This is a genomic window from Sphingobium anseongense, assembly GCF_037725245.1.
Classification (GTDB): domain Bacteria; phylum Pseudomonadota; class Alphaproteobacteria; order Sphingomonadales; family Sphingomonadaceae; genus Sphingobium.
On record NZ_JBBJUL010000007.1, the window covers coordinates 120,037 to 137,241 of the forward strand.

The 17,205-nt window shown below is 64.3% G+C and carries 15 protein-coding genes and 1 tRNA gene; 6 read left to right on the plus strand and 10 right to left on the minus strand.

Translation table 11 applies throughout. From position 1 onward, the window contains the following. Positions 1–120: 120 nt before the first annotated feature. From WG908_RS11405 to clpX, 5 genes are all read left to right on the plus strand, one after another. Positions 121–205: transfer RNA gene (locus tag WG908_RS11405), tRNA-Leu, on the plus strand. A 72-nt stretch (positions 206–277) separates the two neighbouring features. Then, on the plus strand, positions 278–1,870 hold the full coding sequence (tig, locus tag WG908_RS11410) for a trigger factor (protein WP_340186702.1): 1,593 nt from the start codon (positions 278–280) through the stop codon (positions 1,868–1,870). A 157-nt stretch (positions 1,871–2,027) separates the two neighbouring features. Next, a complete protein-coding gene (locus WG908_RS11415; protein ID WP_340186703.1) occupies positions 2,028–3,014 on the plus strand; it encodes a glycosyltransferase family 2 protein in 987 nt (328 codons plus the stop codon). 92 nt (positions 3,015–3,106) lie between these two features. After that, entirely contained in the window at positions 3,107–3,739 is a 633-nt protein-coding gene (gene clpP / locus WG908_RS11420) for an ATP-dependent Clp endopeptidase proteolytic subunit ClpP (RefSeq protein ID WP_340186704.1), read from the plus strand. 132 nt (positions 3,740–3,871) lie between these two features. Next, positions 3,872–5,140 (plus strand): ATP-dependent Clp protease ATP-binding subunit ClpX, encoded by a 1,269-nt coding sequence (gene clpX / locus WG908_RS11425; protein ID WP_340186705.1) that lies wholly within the window; start codon positions 3,872–3,874, stop codon positions 5,138–5,140. 149 nt (positions 5,141–5,289) lie between these two features. Here the strand turns inward: clpX and mtgA are convergent, their stop codons facing one another. The 6 genes from mtgA to WG908_RS11455 form a co-directional block, all read right to left on the minus strand. After that, positions 5,290–5,997 (minus strand): monofunctional biosynthetic peptidoglycan transglycosylase, encoded by a 708-nt coding sequence (gene mtgA, locus WG908_RS11430; RefSeq protein WP_340186706.1) that lies wholly within the window; start codon positions 5,995–5,997, stop codon positions 5,290–5,292. 32 nt (positions 5,998–6,029) lie between these two features. Then, positions 6,030–7,322, minus strand: a complete 1,293-nt coding sequence (locus WG908_RS11435; RefSeq protein WP_340186707.1) for an MFS transporter — start codon at positions 7,320–7,322, stop codon at positions 6,030–6,032. Positions 7,323–7,485: 163 nt separating this feature from the next. After that, the gene (locus tag WG908_RS11440) at positions 7,486–8,748 is read right to left on the minus strand and encodes an alginate export family protein (protein WP_340186708.1); all 1,263 of its coding nucleotides are present in this window, start codon (positions 8,746–8,748) and stop codon (positions 7,486–7,488) included. Between the two features lie 118 nt (positions 8,749–8,866). Next, the gene (locus WG908_RS11445; RefSeq protein WP_340186709.1) at positions 8,867–9,670 is read right to left on the minus strand and encodes an ABC transporter ATP-binding protein; all 804 of its coding nucleotides are present in this window, start codon (positions 9,668–9,670) and stop codon (positions 8,867–8,869) included. An 11-nt stretch (positions 9,671–9,681) separates the two neighbouring features. Then, positions 9,682–10,677: a nitrate ABC transporter permease gene (ntrB, locus tag WG908_RS11450; protein ID WP_340186710.1), complete on the minus strand. Its 996-nt coding sequence runs from the start codon at positions 10,675–10,677 to the stop codon at positions 9,682–9,684. Positions 10,678–10,698: 21 nt separating this feature from the next. Beyond that, entirely contained in the window at positions 10,699–11,958 is a 1,260-nt protein-coding gene (locus WG908_RS11455; RefSeq protein WP_340186711.1) for a CmpA/NrtA family ABC transporter substrate-binding protein, read from the minus strand. A gap of 447 nt (positions 11,959–12,405) precedes the next feature. Here WG908_RS11455 and WG908_RS11460 point away from each other — a divergent pair, with 447 nt between their 5' ends. After that, complete coding sequence (locus tag WG908_RS11460) at positions 12,406–12,669, plus strand: hypothetical protein (protein ID WP_340186712.1); 264 nt, start codon at positions 12,406–12,408, stop codon at positions 12,667–12,669. Between the two features lie 9 nt (positions 12,670–12,678). Here WG908_RS11460 and pgl read toward each other — a convergent pair whose 3' ends face one another. From pgl to WG908_RS11480, 4 genes are all read right to left on the minus strand, one after another. Then, positions 12,679–13,368, minus strand: coding sequence for a 6-phosphogluconolactonase (gene pgl / locus WG908_RS11465; RefSeq protein ID WP_340186713.1), 690 nt, complete (start codon positions 13,366–13,368; stop codon positions 12,679–12,681). Between the two features lies 1 nt (position 13,369). Continuing rightward, positions 13,370–13,846, minus strand: coding sequence for a YbaK/EbsC family protein (locus WG908_RS11470; protein WP_340186714.1), 477 nt, complete (start codon positions 13,844–13,846; stop codon positions 13,370–13,372). After that, complete coding sequence (galE, locus tag WG908_RS11475) at positions 13,843–14,847, minus strand: UDP-glucose 4-epimerase GalE (protein WP_340186777.1); 1,005 nt, start codon at positions 14,845–14,847, stop codon at positions 13,843–13,845. Before galE ends, WG908_RS11470 begins: the two co-directional genes overlap by 4 nt. Before the next feature lie 166 nt (positions 14,848–15,013). Then, on the minus strand, positions 15,014–17,191 hold the full coding sequence (locus tag WG908_RS11480) for a 3-hydroxyacyl-CoA dehydrogenase NAD-binding domain-containing protein (protein WP_340186715.1): 2,178 nt from the start codon (positions 17,189–17,191) through the stop codon (positions 15,014–15,016). Positions 17,192–17,205 lie beyond the last annotated feature (14 nt).

Sequence of the window (17,205 nt, forward strand, 5' to 3'; positions counted from 1 at the left end):
CTTGTCCTGCCCTACGCGCGGCGGGCGCGGCGGGTTCCAGGCGGCGCGCCACTATCCTTTGCCCTCTGGCCCTTGCCCTCGGGCACGCTTTTCTCTATGCCGCGCCGACCGGCGACCGATGCGGGCGTGGCGAAACTGGTAGACGCGCCAGATTTAGGTTCTGGTATCGCAAGATGTGGGGGTTCGAGTCCCTTCGCCCGCACCATTTTTGCCTTCGTCCCGCATCGCCACAAAGGCCGCCACCGAATTTCAGCTTTGAAAGCGTTAGAGAGAAGAAATGCAGACTGTCGAGACGTTGAACGAGGGCCTGAAGCGCGCCTATACCCTGACCATCACGTCGAATGATATCGACGCTCGCGTCGAAAAGGAAGTGCTGGCGATCGCACCTCAGGTGAAGATGCCCGGCTTCCGTCCCGGCAAGGTGCCGGCCAACCTGGTCAAGAAGATGCACGGCGAATCGCTGCAACGCGACGCGCTCAACAGCTCGATCCAGGATGGCGTGCAGAAGCTGATCGCCGACCAGAAGCTGCGCCCCGCGATGCAGCCTTCGGTCGAGCTGGATGAAGGCTTCGAGTTCGGCAAGGATGCGCAGGTCAAGGTCGCGCTCGAAGTGCTGCCCGAAATCGCAGCGCCCAGTGTCGATGGCATCAAGCTTGAGCGCCTGATCGCGGAAGTCGGCGACGCGCAGGTCGAGGAGGCTGCGGCCCGCATCGCCAGCCAGCAGGGCGCGTTCGACGCCCTTCCCGACGATCACGCCGCCGCTGACGGCGACACCGTCGTCATCGATTTCGTCGGCAAGGTCGACGGCGTCGCCTTCGATGGCGGCACCGGTGAAGACATGAAGGTCAAGATCGGTTCGGGCCAGCTCATTCCGGGCTTCGAAGACCAGTTGGTCGGCGTCAGGAAGGGCGACGAAAAGCAGCTCAACGTCAATTTCCCCGACGATTACGGCGCGGAGAACCTGGCCGGCAAGCCCGCGACCTTCGACATCACCGTCAAGTCGATCCTGGACAGCAGCAAGCCCCGGCTGGACGAGGATTTCGCCAAGTCTCTGGGCCTTGAGAGCCTCGATCAGCTCAAGGAACTGCTCAAGGGCCAGATCGAGCAGGAGCATAACGGCCTCACGCGCACCTATATGAAGCGCAAGCTGCTCGACCAGCTGGCCGCCGCCCATGATTTCGACGTGCCGCCCAGCATGGTGGAAGCCGAATTCGAGCAGATCTGGGCGCAGCTTCAGCATGAAGCGGGCCATGAGGAAGATCCCGCCGCCGCGCTGGCCGAAATGGAAGCGGAAAAGGAAGATTATCGCGCCATCGCCGTGCGCCGCGTGCGTCTGGGCCTCCTGCTGTCGGAAATCGGCCAGGCCAATGGCGTTGTCGTCAACGAACAGGAAATGAACCGCCTGATCATGCAGGCCGCGCAGCAATATGGTCCGCAGGATCGCGAACGCTTCGTCCAATATGTCCGCCAGGACCCGATGGCCGCGGCCCAGCTGCGCGCGCCGCTTTATGAGGACAAGGTCGTCGACTTCCTGTTCGAAAAGGCCGAGGTGACCGAGCGCACCGTCAGCCGCACCGAGCTGGAAGCGGCGATCGAAGCCGAGGAAGAGGGCGACATCAAGCCGCACGTCCACGGACCCGATTGCGGTCACGACCATCATGAGCCTGCCCCCAAGAAGGCGAAGAAGGCTGCTGCGGCAGAAGAGGCCGCGCCCGAAGCGCCCGCCGAGGATGCTCCGGCCGAAAAGCCCGCGAAGAAGGTCGCAGTGAAGAAGGCCGCGCCCGCTGAAGCCGCCACCGGAGATGCCGCCGCCGAAGAAAAGCCCAAGAAGAAGGCGCCCGCCAAGAAGGCTGCCGCCAAGGCTGAATAAGGCACGGCATCGACTGGCCTTTTAGGTAAGCGGTAATGCGCCCGTTCTCCCATCGGAGGGCGGGCGCTTTCCATTTCCGCCAGGTCGTGGCAGACGAAATGTTAATCATGGTGGTCCATGTCGCAGGATGCGTGAAGGGCAGCGGGATTTGGGGCGGATGAGGGAATTTCCGGCAGTGCAGACCGTGCAGGGCGGGGAGGGCGTCGCTGGTCCCCGCATCGCCGTCATCTTGCCCTGCTATAATGAAGCGGGCGCGATCGTGCAGACGGTGGCGGATTTCCGCCGCGCGCTGCCCCAGGCCGCCATCTACGTCTTCGACAATAACAGCAGCGACGGCAGCCGCGAACTGGCCGCCGATGCCGGCGCCATCGTCCGCCGCGTCAGCCAGCAGGGCAAGGGCCATGTGGTGCGTCGCATGTTCGCCGACGTCGATGCCGACATCTATATCATGGCCGATGGCGACGCCACCTATGAGGCCGCCGCCGCCCCGGCCATGGTCGGCGCGATGCTGGCCGACAATCTCGACATGGTGGTGGGATGCCGCAAGGATGAGGTGGAGGCCGCCTATCGCCCCGGCCATCGCCTGGGCAATGCGCTGCTGACCGGCCTGCTCAAACAGTTGTTCGGGCGCAGCTTCACCGACATTCTTTCGGGCTACCGCGTCTTTTCCCGCCGCTTCGTCAAAAGCTTCCCGGTGCTGTCGGCGGGTTTCGAGATCGAAACCGAAATCAGCGTCCATGCGCTCGAACTGGCGATGCCGGTCGCTGAAGTCGTCACCGCCTATGCCGCCCGGCCCGAAGGATCGGAAAGCAAGCTTTCCACCTGGCGCGATGGCTGGCGCATCCTGCGCACCATCATCACCCTGTATCGCATCGAGCGGCCGATCCTGTTCTTCGGCATCATCGCCGCGCTGCTGGCCGCGATGGCGCTGGGCCTGGCCGCGCCGCTGATCGTCACCTATGTCGAAACCGGCCTCGTGCCGCGCTTCCCGACCGCGATCCTCGTGACCGGCCTCATGATCCTTGCGACGCTCAGCGGCATGTGCGGGCTCATCCTCGACACGGTCGTGCGCGGGCGGCGCGAAGTGCGACGGCTCGCCTATCTGGCCTTCCGCGCGCCATCGGACTTTGGCGCGCGCGACTGATTTGGCGGTGCGCTCCTCAAACGCCCTCTTGAACCGCCAGCTTTTTGTGCCGATGTAGGCACTGGGCAAAAGCACCTGACTGAAAGAGTATAATGAGCAACATCATGCATGATCCCATGGCCGCGCTGGTTCCGATCGTCATCGAACAATCGAACCGGGGCGAACGCAGCTTCGATATTTTCTCGCGGCTGCTGCGCGAGCGGATCATCTTCATCACCGGCCAGGTCGAAGACCATATGGCGTCGCTGATCGTCGCCCAGTTGCTGTTCCTCGAATCGGAAAATCCGAAAAAGGACATCTGGATGTACATCAACTCGCCCGGCGGGGTGGTGACGGCCGGCATGGCGATCCACGACACGATGAAATATATCCGTCCCCAGGTCGGCACCGTCTGCATCGGTCAGGCCGCGTCGATGGGCAGCTTCCTGCTGGCCGCGGGCGAGCCTGGCAAGCGGATCGCGCTCAGCAATGCGCGCATCATGGTGCATCAACCGTCGGGCGGGGCGCAGGGCATGGCCAGCGATATCGAGATCCAGGCCAAGGAAATCCTGCGAATCCGCCGTCGTCTCAACGATCTCTATGTCAACTATACCGGTCGGACGCTGGAGGAGATTGAGCGGGCGATGGACCGCGACACCTTCCTCGAAGCCGACGAAGCCAAGGCGTTCGGCCTGGTCGATGAGGTGTTCGACAAGCGTCCCGCCCTGCCCGAAGCGGCCGACTGACGGGACGATGATAGCCCGGCGCGCCATATTCGCCCCTTGTGAAACCGGCGCGCCGCGGTCTAGGATGAAATTTGGACCAGCAAATCCCCGTCCCGACAGCAAGTTGTCAGGGCCGGGAAGGAAGAATGGCGAATGACTAAGCTTACGGGCTCCGATTCCAAAAGCACGCTCTACTGCTCCTTTTGCGGCAAATCGCAGCATGAGGTGCGCAAGCTGATTGCGGGGCCGACGGTATTCATCTGCGATGAGTGCGTGGAACTGTGCAACGACATCATCCGCGAGGAGACCAAGGGCGGTCTCGTCGGCAAGAAGGATGGCGGCGTGCCGACCCCGCAGGAAATCTGCGATGTGCTGGACGATTATGTGATCGGCCAGAGCCGGGCGAAGCGCGTTCTCTCCGTCGCCGTCCACAATCATTACAAGCGCCTCAACCATGGCAGCAAGCCGGGCGAGGTCGAACTGGCCAAGTCCAACATCCTGCTCGTGGGTCCTACCGGTTGCGGCAAGACGCTGCTGGCGCAGACGCTGGCCAAGACGTTCGACGTGCCCTTCACCATGGCCGACGCGACGACGCTCACTGAAGCGGGCTATGTCGGCGAGGATGTGGAAAATATCATCCTCAAGCTGCTCCAGGCATCCGACTATAATGTCGAAAAGGCGCAGCGCGGCATCGTCTATATCGACGAGATCGACAAGATCAGCCGCAAGGCCGAAAACCCCTCCATCACCCGCGACGTGTCGGGCGAGGGCGTGCAGCAGGCGCTGCTCAAGCTGATGGAAGGCACGACCGCCTCCGTCCCGCCGCAGGGTGGACGCAAGCATCCGCAACAGGAATTCCTCCAGGTCGATACGACCAACATCCTGTTCATCTGCGGCGGCGCGTTTGCTGGCCTGGAAAAGATCATCGGCGACCGGCTGGAAGCCAAGTCGATCGGCTTTGGCGCCTATGTCGCCGCGCCCGAAGAGCGCAAGACCGGCGAACTGCTGCGGTCGAGCGAGCCTGAGGACCTGCTCAAGTTCGGCCTGATCCCCGAATTCGTCGGCCGTCTGCCCGTCATCGCGACGCTGGAGGACCTGGACGTCGCGGCGCTGGTCAAGATCCTGGGGGAACCGAAGAACGCGCTGGTCAAGCAATATGGCAAGCTGTTCGAAATGGAGAATGTGGAGCTGAGCTTCACCGACGACGCGCTGGTCGCGATCGCGCGCAAGGCGATCGAACGCAAGACCGGCGCGCGCGGCCTGCGCTCGATCATGGAAGCGATCCTGCTCGACACGATGTTCGACCTGCCCTCGATGCAGGGCGTGGGCGAAGTCGTGGTCGACAAGGACGTGGTCGCCGGCAAGAAGGAGCCGGTTCGCGTGTTCAGCGAAAAGGAAAAGCGCGCCGAAGACGCGGCCTGATCCTCGCGGGACGTTGCCCGTCCTGTGGCGCTGTCCTACACGGTCTTTGAATGCTAACCCGCTTTCATCCGGTCGACCGTTCGCCCGGCAGGACGGGGCTGCGCAATTTTATTACATATCGGGCGTGAAAAGTGCGAAGTTAAGCCGGCTCAACGGATGCACGCATCCAGCCCGTCGCGCTGCACCACGCCGATCCGCGCCGCGATCGAATGGCCGTAGCGACGGGTAAATCCCGTGGGCGCCTTGGCCGCGCGCTTCTTGGGCAGCGGCAGGATCGCGGCGATCCGCGCCGCATCCGCCCGCGTCAGCCGCGACGCATCATGGCCGAAATAGCGCATCGCCCCGGCATTGACGCCATAGGTGCCGATCCCGGTTTCGGCGACGTTCAGGTAAACCTCCATGATCCGCCGCTTGCCCCAGAACGCTTCGATCAGCACCGTGAACCACGCCTCGAACCCCTTGCGCACGAACCCGCCGCCCTGGAACAGGAACACATTCTTGGCGACCTGCTGGCTGATGGTCGAACCTCCGCGAATGCGCCCGCCGCTGGCATTGCGCCGCATCGCCTGCGCGATCGCGACCGCGTCGAACCCGTGATGGCTGCAAAATTTGCTGTCCTCCGCCGCGATCGCCGCGCGCGCCATGTCGGGATCGATGTCGTCAAGGCTCATCCAGTCCTTGGTGATGCCGTTACCGTCCAGGATCATCGTCAGCGTCACCGGCGGCGGCACGAAGCGATAGAGGCCGACGAACAGCAGCGACAATATCACGAACCACACCAATATCTTGAACGGCACGCGCAGCCAGCGGGAGCGTCGGGCAGGGGCGGGCGGCGCAGCGGGGGCGGCTTTGGACATGGCGCAGCCCTACCGCGCCTTTCGCATCGGGATCAAGCGGCCGCCAGTTGCCGGCGTCCCCCGCCGCGGCCGATTGTCAGCACCGTCGCGGCGTCGGTCAGGCACAAAACCCCCGCCGCGACGAAGGCGGGCATATAGCTTTGCCACAATGTGCGCGAAAGGCCGCCGCCCAGCGCCGCGCTGGCCGCGCCCAACTGATGCCCGGCAAAAATCCAGCCGAACACGATATTGGCCTGGGCCGCCCCAAATCGCTGCGCCGTCAGCTTCACCGTCGGCGGCACCGTCGCTACCCAGTCGAGGCCATAGAACATCGCGAAGAGCGACAGGCTGTAGAGCGAAAAATCGCTGAACGGCAGGTAGAGCAGCGACAGGCCGCGCAGCCCATAATACCAGAACAGCAGCCAGCGATTGTCCACCCGGTCCGACAGCCAGCCCGAACCCAGCGTGCCGGCGAAGTCGAACAGCCCCATCATCGCCAGCATCGACGCCGCGCCGACCGCCGCCAGCCCATAATCGCCGCACAGTGCGATAAAATGGGTCTGGACCAGGCCATTGGTGGTCGCCCCGCATATGAAGAAGCTGAAAAACAGGACCCAGAAGGTCGGCACCTTCGCCGCGTCGCGCAGCACGACGAGCGGCGTCATCAGCAGCGCGCCAAGCGTCGCAGCCTGTGCCGGCGCGGGCTCGATCGCGTCGGCGCCATAGGGCGACAGGCCCACGTCCGCAGGCCGGTCGCGCATCAGCAGCAGCACGACAAGCGCCACCACCATGATCGCGCCGCAAACGATCAGCATCGCAGCGCGCCAGCCGACGCTTTCGCTCATCGCCGCGAGCAGGGGCATGAAGGCGAGTTGCCCGGTCGCGGTGCTGGCCGACAACAGCCCGATCACCAGCCCGCGCCGCTCGCTGAACCAGCGTGTCGCCACCGTCGCGCCCAGCACCATGGCGGTCAGGCCAGTGCCGATGCCGACGACGACGCCCCACAGCAGGAACAATTGCCACAATTGGGTCATGCCCAGCGACGCCAGCAGGCCGGCGATGACGATGCCGAGCGAAACCAGCATCATTCGCCGAACGCCGAACCGGTTCATGAAAGCGGCGGCGAACGGGCCCATGCCGCCGAACAATATGAACCGCACCGCGAGCGCCCCGGAAATATCGGCGGCGCTCCAGCCATATTCGGCCTGCAAGGGCCGAATGAAGACGCCCGGCGCGCCGACCGCGCCAGCCACCACCAGCATGGTCAGGAAGGTGACGGCGGCCACTACCCAGCCATAATGCCGGTCCTGGCGCCGCATCCTGGCGGCAAGGGCAGTGGACAACATGGCGGGGGTCCCCATTTGGCGAGAATGATCTTCACCGTTGATGGGAACAGCACCCCTGGGTCAAGGGGCCAGTCGCGCTCGGCTGGCCCCCATGCACCGGCCGCTCCTTGCGTCGGTGCGGCGGACGCTTGCTGCGCCCGCCGTCACCTCCCCTCCATAGCCGTCAAAGCGCGTAGTCGAGCTGCGCCCAGAGCTTTTTCGTGTCGGTCGCGAAAATGTCGGCCTCATAATCGGCATATTTGACCAGCGCCGACAGCCGCTTGTTGATCTTGAGGGTGGCCTGCGCGTTCCACTCGCTGCCATAATCGATGCTCAGCCGGTCGCTGTCATAGCGGTGATAGCTCAGCAGCAGGCCGAGCGGTCCCATCTTGCCAACCTTTGGCAGGGTGTAGCCGATGCTGCCATAGGCGTCGCGCAGGCCGTTGGGGGGCGTCACCAGGAACTTGTCGGCCCAGCCGTTGAACTTGTGCAATGTTGCCAGCGGCGTCTGGAGGCTGGCGACAACCGCCGCACCGCTGACCTTATTGGTGGCGGATGCGTCGGCGCCCAATACTTCATACCCCCCGGTCACGGTAAACCCCTTCGCCGAGAAACCGATTTCGCCCAGCCAGTAATCGGCGGAATAATCGATCCGGCTGCGGTGATAATCGGACTGGCGGGCATAACTGGCGAGCAGGTTGAGCTTGACCGCCTTGGACAGCGGCAGGCTGAACGCCGCGCGGCCGCCAAAGGTCTGGCTGGACATGCTGAAGGGCTGTGCCAGATATGTGACGGCCGCTTCGTCCTGATCGACGATATAGGCAAAGCCGGTGATGGTGCCGACCTTGAGCTTGTAGGACAGGTTGGCGAAGATATTGTCGCCGCTTATCGCCTGCTGCCGCGCGCCTGTGCCTTCGACGCCCCATATCGTGCGCTGGCTCCAGGCATAGGTGACATCCGCCTTCACATTCTTGATCCCGCTCCATTCGATCCGCGCCGCGTCGAAGGTCTGCTCATTCTGGCGCCAGGCGACTGATCCGACGAAGCGCTGGTCGTCCAGGTTGATGCGCTGGCGACCGAGTGTGATCACGGTCTTGGGCAGGCCCTTATATTGCAGCTGGATGCGGCTCAGTTCGACATTTTCGGGGTCGGCGACGATGGGATAGGCGGCCTTGCCGTTGACGCCGCTATTATATTTTTCCGACAGCGCCAGCGTGCCTTCTGCTTCGACCAGGAAGGAAAAATCGCCGCCAGTCGCTTCGACCCCGCTGCGCATCCGCATGGTCAGCGCGTCGGCGTCTTTCGCCAGCCCCGCCTGATCGACGCCCTCATAGCGCAACCGCGCATCCATGATCGGCTTGAGCTTCAGCGGACCCGCCATTGCCGGCTGCGCCGCACCCAGCGCCAGCATTGATGCGCCCAGGATGATTTTCAGCTTGTGGTTCATAGTCTCTACCCCCTTGTTGATATGTCGTTGTGTTCAGAACCGGGGCGCAGCCGCCGAGGGACGCAATGCCCTGGGGGATCGGCGGCCGCGCGACCGGAGTCATCATGATCGCAAGCGCTCAGGCGGCCTTGTCGAACGGGTTGGAATAACGCTGGTGCAGGAAGTGCAGCACCGCCTGCCGCGCATGGATGTAGGCGGGCGTCTCGGCCGCCTCGATCCGGTTGCGCGGACGCGCCAGGTCGATTGCCAGGTCCTCGCCAATGGTTGCGGCGGGGCCGTTGGTCATCATCACCACCCGGTCGGCGAGCAGTACGGCTTCGTCGACGTCATGGGTGATCATCACCACGGTATTGTTGAGCTTGGCCTGGATCTCCATCACCGCATCCTGCAGGCTGGCACGGGTCAGCGCATCGAGCGCGCCGAACGGTTCGTCCATCAACAGCACGCGCGGCTGCATCGCGACGGCGCGGGCGATGCCGACCCGCTGCTTCATGCCGCCCGACAATTCGCCCGGCCGCTTGGTCGCGGCATGGGCCATGTGGACCAGTTCCAGATTGTGCAGCACCCATTCGCGACGCTCGGCCTTGCTCGCGCCCTTCTTCGTCTGGTCGACGGCGAGGCGGACATTCTCCTCCACCGTCAGCCAGGGCAGCAGGCTGTGGTCCTGAAAGATCACCGCGCGGTCCGGGCCGGGCCGGTCGATCACGTCGCCGTCGAGCAACACCACGCCGCGGGTCGGCTTGACCAGCCCGGCGATGATGTTGAGCAGCGTCGACTTGCCGCATCCCGAATGACCGATCAGCGCGACGAACTGGCCCTTGTCGATGGCGAGGTCGACATTCTGAAGCGCGGTGAAGGGACCTTTGCGGGTCTGAAAAGTGACGCCGATGTCTTCGAGCGAAAGATAGGCTTGCTGTTTCATGGGGGTTCCTTTCAACCCTGGCGGGCGACGCGGCGGCCGATCCAGCCGACGATGCGGTCGAGGCTGAAGCCGACCATCCCGATCCAGATCAGCGCGACGATGGTGTCGGTAAGGAGCGAGCTGTTATAGCTGTCCCAGATGAAGAAGCCGATGCCGGTGCCGCCCTGCACCATTTCCGCCGCGACGATGGCGAGCCAGCTCATGCCGACGCCGATGCGCAAACCCGTGAACATGTAGGGCACGGTGGCGGGCAGCATGATGCGCATAAGGTAACGCAGGGGGCTGAGCGCCAGCACGCGACCGACATTGCGGTAGGTCGGCGGAATATTCTGCACGCCTGCCGCGGTATTGAGGATGATCGGCCAGATCGCGGTGATGAAGATCAGGAAGATTGCCGAAGGCCCCGCCTGCTGAAAGATGGCAAGGCTGATCGGCAGCCAGGCGAGCGGCGGCACGGTGCGCAGCACCTGGAACAATGGATCGAGCGCGCGGAAGGCGAACAGGCTCTGGCCGATCAATATGCCCAGCGCCACGCCGGCGACCGCCGACATGCCATAGCCGATGGCGACCCGCTCCAGGCTGGTCAATATATGCCCGGCGATGCCGACGTCGCCGCCATCCTCGATTTTCAGGCCCGACGAGTCAAAGGAGACCCCCTTCAGCGGGTGGACGATCACCTCGTAACTCTCGGACCACACACGGGAAGGGCTTGGCAGGTCTGACTCCTGCGTACTGCAACTGATTTCCCATACCGCCAGCAACAGCACCAGCATGAGGAATGTAGGCAATATCGACGCGGCGATGTCCCGCGCCCGCTCGAACAAGGGCGAAAGAGCGGGCGCGGGCGGCGCGGGGGAATTCCCGTCCGTCTCGGGAACCCCCCGCGCCGATGCGGGAATGCTGTCCGCAGAAGGGTTCATGGCGGGAACGCTTTCAGGCAGGGGGACCGAAGTGGGCGGCGATGCGCTTTCCTCGATCGCGGTTGCAAGGACGGAAGTGGCGGTCATCTCATGCTCCCTAGGGAAGGCTCAGCGCTTGATCGCAAGGCTGGCGAGGTAGGCGGCGGGATTGCCGGGGTTGAAAACCTTGCCATCGAAGAATTTTTCGACGCCGCGGCTGTCGCCCTTGGGGATCTGGTTGGCGGGCACCTTGGCCAGCGCGGCCGCCTTGCGCCAGATGTCCGACCGGTTGACCTTGGCGATCGCGCCGTTGGTGTTCAGCCCGGCGGGCAGCTTGCCCCAGCGCTTGTTCTCGACCAGGAACCACAGGTCATGGCTCTTGAACGGGAAGGAGGCGTTGGCGGCCCAGAATTTCATCTTGAACGGCGCGTTCTTGATGATGCGGCCATCACCCATGTTGAACGTGCCCGCCAGCCGATCCTGAATGTCGGCCGGCGCGACCTTCAGCCAGTCGCGGCCGCCGATCATCGCCGCCAGCTTGGCAGTGTTGGCCGGATTGTCGGCCCACCGCTGCGCGTCAATGATCGCGGCGGTGATGGCGATGGCGGCATTGGGATATTTCGCCACCCAGTCGCTGCGCATCGCGAAGCTCTTTTCCGGGTGGTTCATCCACATCTGGCCGGTCGACACCGCAGTATAGCCCAGACCCTGCGATATCAGCTGGTCGTGCCACGGTTCGCCCACGCAAAAGGCCTCCATCGTATTCGCCTTCATGTTGGCGACCATCTGCGGCGGCGGGATGGTGATGAGCTCCAGATCCTTGTCAGGGTCGATGCCGGCGGCGGCGAGCCAATAGCGCAGCCACAGGTCATGGGTGCCGCCCGGAAAGGTCATGGCCATGGTGATCTTGTTGCCGGCCGCCTTGCGCTTGGCGATGATGCCCTTCATCTTCGCAGCGTTGATGTCGGCCTTGGCGGACAGATATTCCTTCTCCACCGAAATGCCCTGGCCGTTGACGTTCAGGCGAGCCAGGATGCTCATCGGCGTCGCCTTGCCGTTAACGCCCAGCGTCAGGAAATAGGGCATGGGCGTCAGGATATGCGCGCCGTCGATGCCGCCGCCGCCTGAACCCAGGACCAGATTGTCGCGCGTCGCCGCCCAGCTTGCCTGCTTCGTCACCTGCACGTCGGGCATGCCATATTTGGCGAACAGCCCCAGCTCCTTGGCGACGATCAGCGGTGCGGCGTCGGTCAGCGCGATGAAACCGAGCTTTGCGCCCTTGACCTCGGGCGCGCCGCCCGCCGCCAGCGCGCCGGACGGCAGCAGGGCACTGGCCGCAGCCAGCGTCGCGGCAGTGCCGCCCAGTTTGAGGAAACGTCTGCGCTGCATTGCAGCATCGTTATCACGGCGATCGTCGGCCATAAGTCCCCCGGATTTCAAACACGAAAAAGCCGCCTCGAACGGCGACCATACGGGGTCGGTTCGGGCGGCGACATTGCCATCGGGCCGCGCAGTTCGCTGGCCCCGCAGCCTGCCTCATCGTTGAGACCGGCCGCCTATCTCGTGACACATCAGTGTGTCGACGTCATAAAGCTGACATTTATGCAGGGTGTCCGCAAGACGAATAATGCGGCAGTGCAAAATAATTTTGCGATCGAAATAATATCCTGTTTTCAAAGGGTATAGGTTGAGCGCGCGGCGGCAATGGCCATCACACGCGCGCACGCCATACAAATTTCAGCCCCGCTCGCCGGCCGATTCGAATCGTGCAGGAACCATGGCGCCGGCCAGCCATTATCTGCACCTCAATTCCGATCCCTGACCTGAGAGGCACCCATGAACCAGACGCTGCTCGACGGGTTGCAATATTATGGTGCAGGCGCCGCCACGCTCGCCGCGCTGATCGTGTCGCTCAATATCGGCCGGCGGGTCACGGGCTGGGCCTTCGTGATCTTCGTGACCTCGTCGATCGCGCTCATCCTGTGGGGATTTCTTGCGGAAAACAGCGAAGGGATCGGCTTCCAGAACGTCGCGCTGCTGGCGATCAACATCGTGGGCGTGTGGCGCTATCTGATTTCGAAGCATGCGCCGCGGGCATGATGCGCACGCTTACGCGCTGATCCACACCTCGACGGGGGTGCGATGCTGCAACAGCACGGCGCGGATCGGCATGGCTTCCACCGGCCCGCCGGCCAGCGCGGCGCGATAGACCGCTTCCTTGGCGGCCCCGCCGATCTGGAGAAAGATCGCCTGGCTATCAAGGATCGCGCTGAGGCTGAGCGACAGGCGTGGGTGCGGCGCAGCTGGCGGGGTCACCGCCAGGGTCAGCGCCCGCGTCGTCAGTCCTTGGGCCAATTCAGCGGCGTCGGGGAACAGAGAGGCGGTGTGGCCATCCTCGCCCATGCCCAGCAGCATGACATCGAACGGGCGGGGGATCGCGGCGATCGCCGCTTCGCAAGCGGGCTGGCCGCGATAGGGATCGGGCGCATCATTCTTCATCGGTATGAAGGTCGCGGCTGCCGCCCGACCTTGCAACAGCGTCTCGCGGACCAGCCGTTCATTGCTGTCGGCATGGTCGGGCGCGACCCAGCGTTCGTCGACCAGCGTGACGATCAGCTTGTCCCAGTCCAGCGCCTCGTCGCGCAACGCTTCCAGCATGGCGCGGGGGGATCGGCCGCCCGACAGCGCCATCGTCGCGACGCCGCGCGCGGCCATCGCGCGGGCCAATCGGCCGGCGATGGCGTGGGCCAGGTCGACAGCGGCGCCGGCCGGGTCGGTGAAACGATGTTCGGTCGGCACGTCAGTCGCCATCCTGCGGCAGGGTGCAGATATCGATCCACTGCGCGCCGGTCAGCGCCGCCAGCCGGTCGGGCGTCAACTCAACCGAGGCGGTGCGCGATCCGGCGGCGGGATAGACGGTGGCGAAGGCCTTAAGCGACAGGTCGCAATAGACGGGCAGCGGTGTCGCCAGACCGAATGGGCAGACGCCGCCCACCGGATGGCCGGTCAGCGCCTCCACCTCGTCGGCGCTCAACATTCGCGGCTTGGTCCCCAGCGCGGCCTTTGCCTTGCCATTGTGCAGCCGCGCGTCACCGCGCGTCACCACCACGACCACCCGGTCGCCCGCGCGCAGCGACAGCGTCTTGGCGATCCGCGCCGGCTCGACGCCCAGGGCCTGCGCCGCCTGCGCGACCGTGGCGGTGCTCACGCCCTGATCGATGATCGCAAGGTCGGGCGCGTGCGCGGCGAGGAAGTCGCGGGCGCTCTGCGCGCTCATGCGCCGCCCCGCTCGCTCAGCGTGCGTTCCCATGCCAGCGCATGGCCTACGATCACGTCCAGGTCGGCGTGGCGCGGCGTCCAGGGAAAGGCCGCCATGATCGCGCGATTGTCGGAAATCAGCGCATCGGGGTCGCCGGCCCGGCGCGGGGCCATGGTCCGCCTGACCGGATTGTTGGTGATCCTGTCGACCGCGTCGAGCACTTCGAGCACGGAAAAGCCCCTGCCATAGCCGCAATTGAGCAGGTGGCTGCGAGCCGGTTCGGCGATCAGCGCTTCGAGCGCCAGCACATGCGCCGCCGCCAGGTCCGACACATGGATATAGTCGCGCACGCCCGTACCGTCGGGCGTATCGAAATCGGTGCCGAACACCGCCACGCCCTCGCGCTTGCCCAGCGCTGCTTCGACAGCGACCTTGATAAGGTGGGTCGCGCCTGCGGTCGACTGGCCGCTGCGCCCTTGCGGGTCGGCGCCCGCGACGTTGAAATAGCGCAGCGCGCAATAGTTCATCGGATGCGCCGCCGCGACATCGCGCAGCATATATTCGGTCATCAGCTTGGACATGCCATAGGGATTGATCGGCCGCTGCGGCGTATCCTCCCGCACCGGGCTTTCCTCCGGGATGCCATAGGTGGCGGCGGTCGATGAAAAGATGAAGTGCGGCACGCCCACCGTCACCGCGCTGTCGATCAGGTCGCGGGTCTTGGCGCTGTTGTTGTGATAATATTTGAGCGGATTTTCGACCGATTCCGGCACCACGACGGAGCCTGCAAAATGCATGATCGCCCTGATGTCATGCCGGCGCAGCGTCGCCTGCACCAGCGGCTGATCGGCGATGTCGCCTTCGACGAACGGCACGTCGTCCGGCACTGCCCATCGGAAGCCGGTGACCAGATTGTCGATCACCACGACGCCATAGCCTGCGTCGCGCAGCGCCAGCACCGCGTGGCTGCCGATATATCCCGCCCCGCCGGTCACCAGGACTATCGGCTTGTCGGTCACGGTCATAGGGTCTCCCTGGCAGATGAAAATTCAGGTCGTCATGCTGAATTCGTTTCAGCATTCATTTTGCCGCAATGGACGGTGAATCAGGAGGCGGGATAAACCCTGAACCACGCCTGGGCGACCCAATTGCCCTAGCTCAGCGCCGCGTCGATTGACAGCCTCCTCATGCTGCGGCGCGGGACGGGGCGGGGCGATAAAAGGTCCCGTTGCTCGCCGCCATGTCCCGCAACTGCGCGGTAGGCGCGAACCGGTCGCCATGACGTTCGGTCAGCCGGTCCAGCACCGCCACGACCTGTGCCGCGCCGATGGTGTCCATGTGGCTGAACGGCCCGCCGGTATAAGGGGCAAAGCCCCAACCGAAGATCGCGCCGATATCGCCATCTTCGGGCGTTTCCAGCACGCCTTCGGCAAAGCAGCGCGCACATTCGATCAGTTGGCGATAGAGCAGCCGTTCCTTGACCGCTTCCACATCCGGCTGGTCATCGGCGCGGGGGAACAGGTCGTTCAGGCCCGGCCACAGGGCCTTTTTGCCGCCGTCGGGATAATCATACCATCCCTTCGCGCTCTTGCGACCAAGCCTTCCCAGTTCCACCATCTGCGTCATCACATCGTCCGACCGCTGCGGCACATAGGCGTCACCCAGCTCCTTGCGCGCGGCGACCATGATCTTGTGACCCAATTCGATCGACACCTCGTCGCCCACCGCCAGCGGCCCCACCGGCATGCCCAGCTGGCGCCCCGCATTTTCGATGAGTGCGGGATTGATGCCCTCGGCAACCATCTCGACGCCTTCCTGCACATAGGTGGCAAAGCAGCGAGAGGTGTAGAAGCCGCGACTGTCATTGACCACGATCGGCGTCTTTCGGATCTGGCTGACGAAGTCCAGCGCCTTGGCGATTGCCGCCGGCCCGGTTCGCTCCCCCAGGATAATCTCGACCAGCGGCATTTTCTCGACCGGCGAGAAGAAATGGATGCCGATGAAATTGTCGGGCTTGCTCCACGCTCCAGCCAGTTTGGTAATCGGCAGGGTCGATGTGTTGGACCCGAAGATCGTATCCGCGCCCAATATCGCTTCGACCTGCTTTGTCACCTCCGCTTTGACCGCGACGTCCTCGAACACCGCCTCGATCACGAAATCGGCTCCTGCCAGATCGGCATAGTCAGCGGTCGGCGTGACCAGAGCCAGGGTGGCTTCCATCTTCTGGGGCGTCATGCCTTTGCCCAGCCGCTTGTTCAGCACCGCCTCGACATGCGCCTTGCCCTTCTGCGCGTAGGCAATGTCCCGGTCGAACAGCACGACCCTGATCCCCGCCTGCGCGGCGACGGTGGCGATGCCGGCACCCATCATGCCCGCGCCCAGCATCGCGAGTTTGGCGGTCGGCGCCCTGGGTTGGTCCTTGGGTCGGCGGGCGCCCCGCTCGGCCGCGTTCTTGTTGACGAACAGGCTGCGGATCATGTTGCCTGCCTGCGGGTCGGCGGCGATCTTGGCGAAATATTTGCTCTCGACGCGGATCGCCCGGTCGAACGGCAGCAGCGCACCTTCATACACTGCCGACAGCAAGGCGACCGGGGCGTTCATGTTGCGCTGGGCCTGTTTCAGCGTCATCGGCAGCGCGCCGGCCATCGTCTGGACGAAGGCGGGGTTGAAACCACCCGCGCCGCCCGGAAATTTGAAGCCCTTTACGTCCCACGGCTGGGTCGCCGCTGTCGGGTTCGCCTTCACCCACGCTTTCGCCCGGTCCAGTGCGCCGCCTTGCGGCACGACCTCGTCCACGACCTTGAGCATCGCCGCTTCGGCGGGGCGGAACAGCTTGCCTTGCAGCATATACATCAGCGACGACTGCACCCCCATGATGCGCGGCAGGCGCTGCGATCCGCCGCCGCCGGGGAACAGGCCGATCAGGATTTCCGGCAGGCCAAGCTGCGTCCCGGCGCTGTCGCCGACCACCCGGTGGTGGCAGGCGAGCGCCAGTTCGAACCCTCCGCCCACGCAGGTGCCTTCAATCGCGCAGGCGACCGGCTTGCCGCAGGTTTCGAGGCGTCGGAACAGCTGGTTCAGGACGAACACCTTGTCGAAGATCGCGGCGGCGGAGGGGCGTTCTCCACCGGCGGCGGCCAGCATCGACCCGAAATATTTAAGGTCCATGCCGGCCATGAAGCCGCTGTCCTTGCCCGACGCGATGACCGCCCCCACGATCGCGTCCTCAGATCCGATCCGCGAGATCGCGGCGTCCAGGTCGGCGATGAAATCCGGGCCGATGACGTTCATCGACTGGCCGGGAACGTCGATGGTCAGGGTGGCGATGCCGTCGGCGTCGATATCGAAGCTTATGGTCTGCATGACTTGCTGCCTTT